Here is a 13,357-nt window from a genome sequence, read left to right as displayed (position 1 = left end):
GTAATTATTAAAATTCTACTTACATAGAATTTTATACTGTTTATAACATATTAAAAATGTATTTTTATAAAAAACCTGACAAATCTTACAAGTTTACTCAAAAATAACTCCATTATTTTATGAGACAAAACAATCGTCTGTTATCCTTTCATTACTTATATATATTCATCTGCTTTTATTTTAGTTATTCTATCAATATAGAATTTTACCCCATTCACAATACACTAAACTAACTTTCAAACAAAAACCTGACAAACCTGACGGTTTTAATATACTTTTCATATTCATTTATCCCTTATAACTGCCCTCCGAAGAAAAAATAACTATAGTATAGATAAATAAGAACTTGTAATTAAGCTTGTTTATTGGATAATGCCGAATTTTTATCAGAAATATAATATATTTGCGGTCAATAGTAAAGAAAAGTTGCACAAAAGAGAAATAATGGAAAAAAAGAAAATTATTGTATCGTCAGATAAAATTATAATATTGTTGTTATTAGTTTTTTCTGTGTTTTTTCTGTTTCTTAATTCAAAAAACTCACCCCTGTATCTATTTAATGAGTGGTGCGATCCAAACATATACTTTTCGATAGGGAAAGGAATGATTAATGGATTAATACCTTACAAAGATTTATTCGATCATAAAGGACCTTTCATATTTTTAATTTATGCCATTGCTTACTTAATATCGCCAAACAGTTTTTTGGGAGTTTATATAATAGAATGTATTACACTGTTTATCAGCCTTATATTTGTTTATAAAATTGCCAGATTATACTTAAACGATACATTTTCGTTTGCTACAGCCTTAATTTATACAGTTTTCTTATTCACTAAGAGCCATTATGGAGGATCGGCCGAAGAATTTATAAGTGTATCTATAATTGTTAGTTTCTATTATTTTATTCTTTATTTTCGGGATAACGATTTACCAGATAAAAAATACCGAAACCAGATGTTTATACACGGATTGATGTTCGGATTAGCATTTTTGTCAAAACTTAGTATATGTGTATTTTGGGTTCCTCTTTTATTAGTGATTGGTATAAATTTACTATTCAAAAAAGAATATATTAAAGCACTAATATACAGTTTAATATTTTTATTAGGATTCATCGTTTTCATATTACCTTTCATTCTGTATTTTAGCCTGAATTCGGCATTATATGATGCTTATTTCGGCTATATAGAATTCAATTCTATGTATGCCGAATTTAATCCTGACATATGGCTTTTAAGAAAGATTGTAGTTCAATTTATAAAATTGATGATAAACGATTTTATATCGTTCCCTATTCTTGTATTAGGCGTTTGCATGCTATCGTTTACAAAACGGTATATAAAAAACAAGCTTTACAAATTTGGTATACTCGCATCATTCGCACTATCGTTTATATTCATTTGCTTATCAAAGTATATAATGACCTATGCACACATGGTTATTTATGCTTATTCCGTTTTCGGACTAATATTCATTTTTCAAATAATCGATAAAATCATAGATTATAAAAAATATAATTTATACATCTGTATTGCAGTTTTTGTAGGAACTTTAGTAATAGGAACCAACGACAAAAAATTATTTAATGAAGATATAAACTGTTTAACACGAAAAACAGAATGTACCTACATGCAAAAAAAATTTACACAAATAATTAATAAAGAAAAAAATCCTACTCTGCTTAATATAGGACTTGATTTTGGAGTTTTTACAAAATCTGGTATAGTACCCACTTATAAATATTTTTTCTATCCTAATATACCTTATCACATATACCCCGAAATAAGAGATTACCAAGTCAATCTTATCGAAACAAAAGATCCTATGTTTATTGTCATAGGAGAATATTCTTCTTATTTCGAAGTATATAATGATTTACCTGCATTACATAAAAATTATGAACTTATATCTACTTATAATCCGGATAGCACAGATATTGGCAAACAAGTTTTCTTATATAAGCGAAAACACTAAATAAAAATTAACCAACAAAAAAACCAAGACATGAATTGGAAAAAAGAACTGGAATTTAAGCTCGACAATGCTGAAGGTACACTTAAAATTGTTTACACACCTTTATCGGTAAAATTATTTCAAAACGACAAGGAAATAAAGAAAAAAGGATCGTTTGGAGGAGCAAAGTACGAAATAAACACTATTGATGGAGGTCAAGAAACCATAAAATTACTCACTAATGCTAAAAACGGATATACCGTAAAAACAGCGAACGGAGAAACTATTTATCTGGAAGAAAAACTAAGTGCAGGAGATCTTTCTTTTAGGTATAATTATTCCTCTTATTGTTATGAGCTTAGGATTTATATTCGTACTGGTCATGACAGGAGTTATAGGCGGAGCAATTTTAGGAGCAACAGTAGCCTTAGGTATAATGGCATCGTGCAATATAATGAGGAACGAAAAATCTATTGGTGCTAAAATAATTAAATCGGCTATAGTAGGATTAGTTGCTTACGGAATTTATTTTGCGCTTGCACTTGCATTTTCTGCTATATTCGGAGCTATGCTTTTACCATTTGCATAAATAATAAAAAACAACTGAGAATCAAATTATTAATTCTCAGTTGTTTATATTTTCAATTTCAATCATTTACCAATTGATTGACTATCTAAGGCTGTAATAATAAATTTACACATTAAATCTAAAGTGCATTATATCGCCATCCTGCACAATATATTCTTTTCCCTCAACACTCATTTTTCCGGCTTCTTTTACAGCTGCTTCCGATCCTAAAGTCAAAAAATCGTTAAGCTTAATTACTTCGGCACGGATAAATCCCTTTTCGAAATCGGTATGAATAACACCTGCACATTGTGGAGCTTTCCAGCCACTAACAAACGTCCATGCACGAACTTCCTGTACACCGGCAGTAAAATAAGTTTGAAGTCCTAAAAGTTTATAAGCCGATTTTATAAGGCGGGCAACACCCGATTCTTCCAAGCCAAGCTCGGAAAGAAACATTTGACGTTCGTCGTAAGTTTCAAATTCTGCTATTTCCGATTCTATTTTAGCAGCTACTACAAGTATCTGCGCATCTTCGTCTTTCACAGATTCACGAACCTTTTCAACATAAACATTTCCTGCAGATGCGCTAGCTTCGTCAACATTACAAACATACAATACAGGTTTGTAAGTAAGTAAGTAAATTTCACGAGCTATTTTTTCGTCATCTTTATTATCAAATTTAACCGTACGAGCCGATTTACCTTGTTCTAAAGCCTCTCTAAACTGAACCAAAATATCGTAAGCACGTTTAGCATCCTTATCGCCTCCTGTTTTAGCCTGTTTTTCAACTTTTTGTATACGAGACATCACAGTCTCAAGGTCTTTTAATTGCAATTCGGTATCGATAATTTCTTTGTCGCGAACCGGATTCACACTACCATCAACATGTGTTATATTGTCATCATCGAAACAACGAAGAACGTGTATAATAGCATCAGTTTCGCGTATATTAGCTAAAAACTTGTTACCTAACCCCTCTCCTTTGCTTGCACCTTTTACCAATCCGGCAATATCAACAATTTCTACAGTAGTAGGCACAATACGATTAGGTTTAACAAATTCGGCCAACTTGTTCAAACGTTCGTCCGGAACTGTTATAACTCCAACATTGGGTTCTATTGTACAAAAAGGAAAATTTGCCGACTGTGCTTTGGCATTCGACAAACAATTAAAAAGAGTAGATTTTCCAACATTCGGAAGTCCTACTATACCACACTGTAATGCCATTATTTATTTTAAATATTAAATTTCGAGGTGCAAAGATAGGTAAAAAATAAAGACTACGGATATAATTATAATTAAAGCCTTTTATTTCAGACTCTTTTAATAAATTGAATTTCTTGCGGGATCAATCATAGTACGCGATGTTCTGAAAAACTGTTCATCGGCAAGATTACCTGATTTATATTTTTTAATCAAGATACATTCCACGCATCTTCTGTATATCAACCTCAAGAACCTTTTCTAGGTAATTTTCAAGCGATCCATGCTCATTTTCTATAAAATCCAACCCAGCCTTTATAAACTCGGGTTTAACTTCAAATAAAGGCTTTAAATTAGGTTTTTCTTCTATATACTTTGTGTATTTACCACTCAGATAATTGTTAGACGATAAATAATCGTTTAATATAGTTTTTTCATCTACGCCTAATGCCGCCAAAGTTAGTGCCGCTGCCATACCAGTACGGTCTTTACCAGCCGAGCAATGAAACATTAAAGGAATATTATTACTATCCTGAAGTAATTTAAAATATGTTTTATATTGCTCAGTACAAACAGGATCGGAAACCAACATTTTATTTATTTCCATCATAATAGTATCCATTCTCGATAAAGGAGAACCTTCTATGCTTTCGACCGAAGTTATATTTCCGGGACTAATAGAAAGCGGATAAGCATTTTTTACCGAAACCGGCAATTTATCAGGATTTGTTCGAATTTCGCCCTCAGACCTGAAATCGACAACCGAAACCAACGGAACAGACGACAAATAATCCAAATCGGCATCCGTCAGGTTATGTAAATCATCCGAACGAAGTATCTTACCCCATTTTACGTGTCTACCATCCTTTGTTGGTATTCCGCCTAAATCCCTGAAATTATACCCGCCAGACATAGGCAGATGACGTTCGGCTAATATTGCTTTATCTTTACCTGAAACTATATAAAAATACCAACGCACACTACTATCTACATCGATAGGGAAAGTGCCACTCCCCTCTCCTATTGCTACAGGTTCAGAAAGATTGATATTTTCGACAGTAGTTCCGCCATATAGTTTCCACTTTTCGTTTTTATCTACGATTAAATAAGCAGCTTTAGTTTGTTTATCTCTTTTTATCTGTATTTTATCCGACAAGTCGTTCCCTTGATACATAATTTTATATTCTTTATTTCGACACGATGTTGCAAAGCAAATGATAGCTAACATTAAAAATAATGTTTTCATATAATATAGAATTTATATGTATGCGACATTAAAGTTACTAAACTTTTCGGTATATACTTTTTCAACAACCTATATTATTATATTCTTTTTATTTATTAATTAAAAAACTTATGATTATAATTATGGCCTGTTGAAAGTGTTAATACAAACACCTAATTTTATTTGCTTTTTAAGTTATTAATGTTTTTCAGTACAGTTTTAGTATTGTTATCAACAATTATTTTTCTGTTATTATTTCTGTATTTCTTGTAGTTGTGTACTTTTTTAAGATGATGTTGATAACTTGTTATGTTGATAATATTTTTGATAATTGTTCTTCTTTTTATGTTGAAAACCTCGTAAAATATTTAGCGTATTTTTTTGCTAAAAAATTTTAGATTTAAGAATTATCACTGCATGTACTTTTATTTCAAAGTTGCAACTTTTTCTTTTCAACGACTATCAACATTTTATCAACAAGTATTATTAAATACTTTATTATTTTTTCTTGTATAAGTAATAAGAATTACCGGTATTTTCTTTTACCGTTTTTACAATATCGTAGTTATCTTTCAGTATATCAGATTCTTTAAAATATGTATAGTAAAGATTTATATCGGAGAGTATAATAAATTGCGTACTTTTATTTTTTATATATTCTTCTTGTGTATTTCGAATAAGTGGATAGCTTTCGTATGCAATATTAGGATAGAAAAAATATTTAGTATTTGGCATAATATTATCTTTAGTGAAGATAGCAATACTTTTATTTAGTCCTAAGATAATTAGTGTGCGATTGCAACTTTTAGTTATTTCTTCCGAAAAAACACCGATTACATTGTTTGTTTGTTCTGTATCTCTTTTTAAAATATTAATAATATCATTGCCAAAAAAGCCTTTTATAATACAACCTATAATTATTGATGTTATAAATAAAGGTAATATGCATAGAACAGATAATTTTAAATTTACTTTTTCGTTTATAAATTTCAATATATAAATTAAACCGAACGAAACATATATTGTGAGTGGCAGATAGTAGTAATCGAGCATATATGGTACAGCCAATATTGTTATAAACAGAGGTATCGACGATAATATTACGAAAGATTTAAGCCATTTGTTTTTGAGAATATCTGAAAATGTAAAAGATAAAATACCGGTTATTATTAAAATTATAAATACAGGATTTTTTATACATAAATGCCAGAACTTAACAAGAAGTCCTAAAACAAAATGAAAATCGAATTTGAGGTTCGAATACAGCATATTAAATTCGAAGTATCCGAATATAAAATCATTAAAGGCATTATTAAATATAAAATACAATATAAGAGGTATGGTTATTAACGACATACCTAATGTGAAGTATGTAATGTTTGATAAAAAGTTTTTGAAATTTTTATTGTAAAAATCAAAAAGTGCTATTATTAATAATGGAAAAAAGAAAAAGCTTATAAGATTGATTTTTATAAATAGAATGGTAGCAAAAATGAAACCTTGTATAAAAAGTATTTTTTTGTTCGGTTTTTGAGAAATGTTATTGAAGTATTTTATGAAATAATATAAACTAACTGCTAATAACATAACAATAAATTCTTCGGCCGATCCTCCCGAATAAGAATTAGTTAGTATAAATAAAGAGAATATAAAGGATACAATAACCGATAAAAAATTATTAAGAAATAGTCTGGCTGTAAGATATACATAACATAAACCTATAAATAAGAATAAGCTGCTTAATATAAATATGCCTAGAAAACTGTTGTTTGATATTGTATATCCTATACTATATATAAAAAAAATTAGAGGACCTTTGTGGTCAAAAATATCCTGATAAAGAACTTGTCCGTTCAGCATAGTTTTGCCTATATTAAAATATATATTTACATCAGCCCATTGATTTATGTAGTATAGAGGTGAAGATTCGGTGCAAAAAAAAAGCAGTATAAACGAATAAATAAACAGACAAATATATACCGATTTCTCTTTCATAAAAGTTTTTGTATTACCAATCAAAAATCATAGAACTCCTTAATAATTCCGTTCTATTATGTACTCTACCGTGTTTATAAGCGCTTTTTTAATTTTATCTTCAGATAGCGAATTTATAATGTCGAGTGCTTTGTTTTTGTATTCTTCTATTTTTTGGTAAGTATATTCTATACCCCCGTTCTTTTTAGCAAACTGTATAAGTTTCTCTATATTTTCTTCAGTAAAATTATGTTCGTTTATTATAGAAAGTAATTTTTCCGATTCAATGGTATCTGAATTTTTTAAAGCATATAAAAGAGGCAGGGTTATTTTTCCTTCTTTAATATCATTTCCTGTAGGTTTACCCACGTCATCACTGAAATAATCGAAAATATCGTCTTTCATTTGGAAGCAAATTCCCAGATATTCACCCAATTGGGCAAACATATTTACATCCTTTTCGGTTGCACCAACAGATAATGCCCCTATTCTCATACATACCGATATAAGCGATGCTGTTTTTTTCTTTATTACTTCGAAATATTCCTTTTCTTCTATAATAATTTCTTTAACTAAAGAAAGCTGATTTAGCTCTCCTTCAGCCAAATTGCGCCCCAAATTCGATATAGAAGTAATAATATCTATATTTGAGGTAAGCACACTTTTTATAAGAGCTGTAGATAAAAAATAGTCACCTGCCAAAACAGCCATTTTATTATCGAAAGTAGCATTCACAGAAGCTTTACCACGTCTTATTTTCGATTCATCAACAACGTCGTCATGAATTAACGAAGCTGTATGCAATAATTCGACTGTTATAGCAGAATAATAAGTGATATTATTTATTTCGCCACAAGCTTTTGCTGCAAGCAAAAGTAAAACCGGACGGATTTTTTTACCATCAGATTTCATTATATAATCTATGATATTCTGAATCCGTGGATTATCACAAGAGATAGCTTCTTTGTAATAACTATCGAATTTATTTAATTCTTCGGCTATCGGTTCAGCTATTAAAAGCTTTCTATCCATAAAGAAAATTTACTAAGACTAAGGATGCAAAGTTATAAATAATTCGGCTTTTAATGTCATTTATTATAACTTTACCAACAATTACATCGGGTAATTAAATATTATTCTGATAAATTAATTTAATGTATCTTGTACCGATTCGTACAAATTATCAGAAAATTGATATTTAGAATGTTTTTATAAACAAATATTATCTACACTATGAGATTATTTCTTATTGATGCTTATGCACTTATATACAGGTCGTATTATGCTTTCATAAAAAGTCCGAGGGTTAATTCTAAAGGTTTGAATACTTCTGCAATTTTTGGTTTTGTAAATACACTGGAAGAGTTGTTGAAAAAAGAAAACCCAACACATATAGCGGTTGCTTTCGATCCTCCGGGCGGAACGTTCCGTCACGAAGCCTATGAACATTATAAAGCTCAGCGGGAAGAGACTCCCGAAGATATAAAACTATCGGTACCTATTATAAAGGATATAATAGCCGCCTATAATATAAAAATGCTTGAAGTTGCGCGGTACGAGGCTGACGATGTAATAGGTACAATTGCAAAAGAAGCAGAAAAAGAATCGTTCGAAGTTTTTATGATGACTCCCGATAAGGATTACGGGCAGCTCACAAGTGATAAAATATTTATGTACAAGCCCAATTTTTTTGGTGGAGGCTTTACTGTTTTAGACGATAAGGCAGTGATGGAAAAGTATAAACTCTCCCACCCTATTCAGATGATAGATCTTTTAGGGTTGATGGGAGATGCTTCGGACAATATACCCGGATGCCCGGGTGTAGGACCTAAAACAGCCGAAAAATTAGTAGCCGAATATGGTTCTATTGAAAATTTACTGGAGCATACATCAGAGATTAAGGGCTCGTTGAAAACAAAATTAGAGGAGAATAAAGATCAGATTATTTTTTCTAAATTTTTGGCGACTATAAAGACCGATGTTCCTGTTGAGTTTCATAAAGAAGAGTATGAACGTAAAGCTATTAATGAAGAAAAACTGGAAATTATATTCGAAGAATTAGAGTTTCGCACACTTATTAATCGTGTATTAAAAAAGGAAACAAAACCTCTTTCGTCCACAAAAGGCACACCGGTTCAGGGCAATCTTTTCGAAGAATTTTCAGTTCCCGAATCGGAAGAAATAAGCTATTCGAATCTTATCGATTTAAAAGCTATTCCACATAATTATTATCTTGTTGATACAGAAGATAAAATGAGGGAATTATCGGAGAAAATACTAAAACAGAAGAGTTGTTCTTTCGATACCGAAACTACCGGTTTAGATCCTATTATAAGCGAATTGGTAGGTATGTCGTTCTCTTTTACCGAAGGAGAAGCTTACTATGTACCGGTTTCAGCATCTTTTGAAGAAGCCTGTAAACAAGTCACTATTTTCAAAGATTTTTTGGAAAGCGAGTCGATTGAAAAAATAGGACAGAATATAAAGTACGATATCATTGTATTGAAAAAATATGGAATAGAAGTTAAAGGTAAACTTTTTGATACTATGATAGCCCATTATCTGTTGAATCCTGAGTTAAGGCACAATATGGATTATATGGCTGAAACATATTTAAATTATAGAACTATCCATATTGATGAACTGATAGGGTCACGTGGTAAAAATCAGTTGAATATGCGGGATGTATCTAAAAACATAGTTTGTGATTATGCTTGTGAAGATGCTGACATAACATTGAAACTGAAGAATATTCTTGAAAAAGAAATAGAAAATAACAATCTTCAGAAATTATTGTACGATATAGAGTTACCACTTATATATGTGCTTGCTGATATGGAATATACCGGTGTAGTGCTTGATAAGGAAACTTTGGGAGAATCGTCGGAAGTATTGACAAAAGAACTGCAACGTATCGAAAACGAGATATATTCGCTTGCCGGAACAGAATTTAATATTAATTCTGCCCGACAGGTAGGAGAGGTGCTATTCGAAAAATTGAAGGTAATAGATAATCCGAAAAAAACTAAAACAGGACAGTATACCACCAGTGAAGAAACTTTGGAAAAACTGAAAGATAAACATCCTGCAATAGGTAAAATTTTAGAATACAGAGGGCTTAAAAAACTTTTGAGCACTTATATAGATGCTTTGCCCCAACTTATAAGTAAAAAAGACAATAAGCTTCATACATCTTATAACCAAACTGTTACATCGACAGGGCGATTGAGTTCCAGCAATCCTAACTTGCAAAATATACCTATACGCGACGAACAAGGCAAAGAAATACGTAAAGCATTTACAGCCGATAAAAATTGTATATTTCTTTCGGCCGATTACTCGCAAATAGAATTACGTATAATGGCTCATTTGAGCGAAGATCCTCATATGGTGGAAGCTTTTAATAGTGGGGAAGACATTCATGCCGCTACGGCTGCGAAAATATATAAATTGCCGATAAATGAAGTTACCGGCGATATGAGGCGTAAGGCTAAGACAGCTAATTTTGGTATTATTTATGGTATATCGGTATTTGGCTTAGCCGAACGACTTACCATACCCAGAGGCGAAGCTAAAGAACTTATCGATGGCTATTTTGAATCGTATCCCGATGTAAAGAAATATATGGACAATAGCATTGAAATTGCTCGTAAGCAAGGATATGTTGAGACTATTTTTGGGAGAAAACGTTTTTTACCCGATATCAATTCGCGTAATGCTACTGTACGTGGTTATGCCGAGCGAAACGCAATTAATGCTCCTATACAAGGCAGTGCTGCCGATATTATTAAGGTAGCTATGGTTCGCATATTTGAGCGTTTTAGGCTTGCAGATCTTAAATCGAAAATGATTTTACAAGTACATGACGAGTTGAATTTTAATGTTGAAAAAAATGAATTGGAGCAGGTTAAACAAATTGTAATAGAAGAAATGGAAACAGCATATAGTCTGATTGTACCCTTAAAAGTAGACTGTGGTGTTGGAGATAACTGGCTCGAAGCTCATTAATAGAATCTTTTTTTAATAGTATAATAATTTTTGATGTACCTTTGCATTTAACAAGACTATGGAATTGAATAAATAGACAATATGGTGGATATAAAAAAATTACCCACAAGTTATAGGTTTCGTTTTTGGGTTTTTATAGCTATGCTTTGTTTCATGGCATGGTTTATGATGGTTTGTTATTTTCCATCAGGAGAATTAAGATTCGGCCACGATTTGTATTTTCATTTACTTAGGTTTCAGGCATTAATGGATGCACTTCGGGAAGGGTCGTTCCCTATATATATCGACCATGCTTCCTTGAATGGTTACGGTTATGCCACCAAATGGTTTTACCCCGATGTTATTCTTGTTCCGTTTGCTATACTAGGTAATTTTACCAATATTATAATTGCTTATAAAACTATGTTGTTTACAATGACAGTTTTATGTGGAATTATAACTTATGTTTCGGTAGTAAAAGTATACCGAAGCCAGTTTGCAGCTATCATTACAGCACTCTTATATACTTTTTGTGTTTATCGTTTGCAGGATTTGTCTGATAAGGGAGCTTTAGAAGAAGTTTTGGCTTTTACTTTTGTTCCGCTTATTATTTTAGGATGCTTCGAAATTATTACCCGGCATTATAAGAGATGGTATATATTGGCTGTGGGTTTTTCTTTACTTATATTTTCGCATCTTTTATTATCGGTAATGATGTCGCTTATTGTAGCTTTACTTGTTATCATATATCTGAGGAAATTAATAAAAGAACCTATACGTTTCGTTTATTTACTTTTGGCAACAGGAGTTACCGTGCTTGTTACAGTATATTATTGGTTGCCTATGCTTGAACAAATGTTTTCGGATACTTTTTATTTCGAAATTAACCGAGTTGTATTTTCTCCGGGTCATGGTTTGTCCTTTCGGGCGTTATTAAGAGCTTTATTTGCAGGATTTATACCTTCGTCTAAAATATTTTCTATTGGATTGGGAGCTTTGCTAACTATCTCTGTTTGTTTGCGTTTTGTGGTATGGCGAATGTCTGATTTGCAAAAAAGTGTCGATGTGGGAGTTATTATCGGTTTGTTACTTATATTATTTAGTAGTTCGTTTTTCCCTATTTGGATATGGCCTTTTAATAAATTAAGTTTTATTCAGGCTCCATGGCGTTTTTTTCTTATAGCGAGCTATTTTTTCGCATTAGCCGGAGGTTATTATTTATCTCGCTTGATAAGGGGGCTTAAGTACAGGTATATTGCTATGTTTATTGTATTTGTTCTTACTGCCATTGTAATAATAAACGAGAGCTATGGTAACAAAAGTAGAATGATGGCGGTTAATTTCGAAACAGTAGAACCGTCTTTAAGGAATAGTTTTCATTTAGGAGGACTTGAGTATATTTCTTCAAAGGTGCCATCAGTAATGTTTATTGCCGACAGAGGAAATAAAGTTATATCAAAATATAGTAAAACGGTTATATCGGATTTTAATAAAAATAAATCGGGTGTTACAACTTTTGAAATAGCATTAAATGGGCACGATAAGCTGGAATTACCTTTATTGTATTATAAGGGTTATGAAGCATCTGTAAATGGTCAGTTATTAGATATAACAGAAAGTCGTAATGGATTATTGGAGTTAGACGTAAACGGGTCAGGAATTGTTGAAGTTTATTATAAAGGAACAACAATTCAACAATTCAGTTATTATTTTTCGATATTGGCAATAATATTGTTATCTACATATATTTTATGGTTTAACCGTAGAAACTTATTAAACAGATTGAAGATTAATGCATAAAGTAGAGCAGCTTAGGTAAACACTGACCAACAGTGTAGATAAAAAAGTTTGTCGATATGAAGCAAAAAGTCGCCATGGGTAATAATAAATTGATCGAATGCTTGAAAATTTTGCTGAATACGGGTATATAGGGCTTTTCTTAGCATCGTTTCTTGCTGCTACCATTTTGCCTTTAGGTTCCGAAGTTGTATTTGTTGCTCTTATTGCTGCAGGATTAGACGCATGGGCTTGTGTTGCTGTAGCATCTGTTGGAAATTGGTTAGGTGGAATGACTAACTATTATCTTGGTATGCTTGGAAAGATTGAGTGGATAGAAAAATATCTGAAAATAAAACGTGAGAAGATAATTAAACTGCAAAAATGGCTGCAAGGTAAGGGGGCATCTATGGCCTTTTTTAGTTTTTTGCCTGTTGTGGGCGACGTTATTGCCGTGGCTTTAGGTTATATGCGTGCCAATGTATACATTGTGAATGTAAGTATGTTTTTAGGTAAATTTGTACGTTATGTAGCTATCGTGTACGGAGTAAACTTGTTTATGTGATAACGAAAGTTTAGAATTTATATTCTACATCTTAATTAAAATAAGTAACTTAGTATATAGATTAATTACCTGATGTTATTTTAAATATTGGGATGGCGGT

At 31.5% G+C, this 13,357-nt stretch carries 10 protein-coding genes and 1 pseudogene; 6 read left to right on the top strand and 5 right to left on the bottom strand.

Features of this window, described 5'->3' with window-relative positions:
• Positions 1 to 444: 444 nt before the first annotated feature.
• From D0T53_RS01840 to D0T53_RS13520, 3 genes are read left to right on the top strand one after another with little or no spacing between them, the layout of a single operon-like run.
• Positions 445 to 1,977 (top strand): glycosyltransferase family 39 protein, encoded by a 1,533-nt coding sequence (locus D0T53_RS01840; protein WP_163264490.1) that lies wholly within the window; start codon positions 445 to 447, stop codon positions 1,975 to 1,977.
• Positions 1,978 to 2,007: 30 nt separating this feature from the next.
• Positions 2,008 to 2,439 carry a hypothetical protein gene (locus D0T53_RS01835; RefSeq protein WP_163264488.1) on the top strand — a complete coding sequence of 144 codons (432 nt, stop codon included), beginning with the start codon at positions 2,008 to 2,010 and terminating at the stop codon, positions 2,437 to 2,439.
• Complete coding sequence (locus D0T53_RS13520; RefSeq protein ID WP_255489370.1) at positions 2,411 to 2,545, top strand: hypothetical protein; 135 nt, start codon at positions 2,411 to 2,413, stop codon at positions 2,543 to 2,545. The genes D0T53_RS01835 and D0T53_RS13520 overlap by 29 nt, the downstream gene beginning before the upstream one ends.
• 105 nt (positions 2,546 to 2,650) lie before the next feature.
• Here D0T53_RS13520 and ychF read toward each other — a convergent pair whose 3' ends face one another.
• The 5 genes and pseudogenes from ychF to D0T53_RS01815 form a co-directional block, all read right to left on the bottom strand.
• On the bottom strand, positions 2,651 to 3,754 hold the full coding sequence (gene ychF / locus D0T53_RS01830) for a redox-regulated ATPase YchF (RefSeq protein WP_163264486.1): 1,104 nt from the start codon (positions 3,752 to 3,754) through the stop codon (positions 2,651 to 2,653).
• Between the two features lie 184 nt (positions 3,755 to 3,938).
• Complete coding sequence (locus D0T53_RS01825; protein ID WP_163264484.1) at positions 3,939 to 4,976, bottom strand: tyrosine-protein phosphatase; 1,038 nt, start codon at positions 4,974 to 4,976, stop codon at positions 3,939 to 3,941.
• Positions 4,977 to 5,453: 477 nt separating this feature from the next.
• Positions 5,454 to 5,948 (bottom strand): hypothetical protein, encoded by a 495-nt coding sequence (locus D0T53_RS13515; RefSeq protein ID WP_255489369.1) that lies wholly within the window; start codon positions 5,946 to 5,948, stop codon positions 5,454 to 5,456.
• A 360-nt stretch (positions 5,949 to 6,308) separates the two neighbouring features.
• Positions 6,309 to 6,815, bottom strand: a pseudogene (locus D0T53_RS13700) (glycosyltransferase family 39 protein); the annotation flags it as partial.
• 174 nt (positions 6,816 to 6,989) lie between these two features.
• Entirely contained in the window at positions 6,990 to 7,961 is a 972-nt protein-coding gene (locus D0T53_RS01815; RefSeq protein ID WP_163264480.1) for a polyprenyl synthetase family protein, read from the bottom strand.
• Positions 7,962 to 8,162: 201 nt separating this feature from the next.
• Between D0T53_RS01815 and polA the strand changes: the two genes are divergently transcribed.
• The 3 genes from polA to D0T53_RS01800 all read left to right on the top strand — a co-directional run bounded on the left by polA (position 8,163) and on the right by D0T53_RS01800 (position 13,257).
• Positions 8,163 to 10,937 (top strand): DNA polymerase I, encoded by a 2,775-nt coding sequence (gene polA / locus D0T53_RS01810; protein ID WP_163264478.1) that lies wholly within the window; start codon positions 8,163 to 8,165, stop codon positions 10,935 to 10,937.
• Between the two features lie 81 nt (positions 10,938 to 11,018).
• Complete coding sequence (locus tag D0T53_RS01805; RefSeq protein WP_163264476.1) at positions 11,019 to 12,716, top strand: hypothetical protein; 1,698 nt, start codon at positions 11,019 to 11,021, stop codon at positions 12,714 to 12,716.
• Between the two features lie 97 nt (positions 12,717 to 12,813).
• The gene (locus D0T53_RS01800; RefSeq protein WP_163264474.1) at positions 12,814 to 13,257 is read left to right on the top strand and encodes a YqaA family protein; all 444 of its coding nucleotides are present in this window, start codon (positions 12,814 to 12,816) and stop codon (positions 13,255 to 13,257) included.
• The last annotated feature ends 100 nt before the right edge of the window (positions 13,258 to 13,357 follow it).

This window comes from Dysgonomonas sp. 216 (genome assembly GCF_010501065.1).
In the GTDB taxonomy this organism is placed as follows: Bacteria; Bacteroidota; Bacteroidia; order Bacteroidales; family Dysgonomonadaceae; genus QVMM01.
This window is presented reverse-complemented; position numbering and strand designations above follow the sequence as displayed.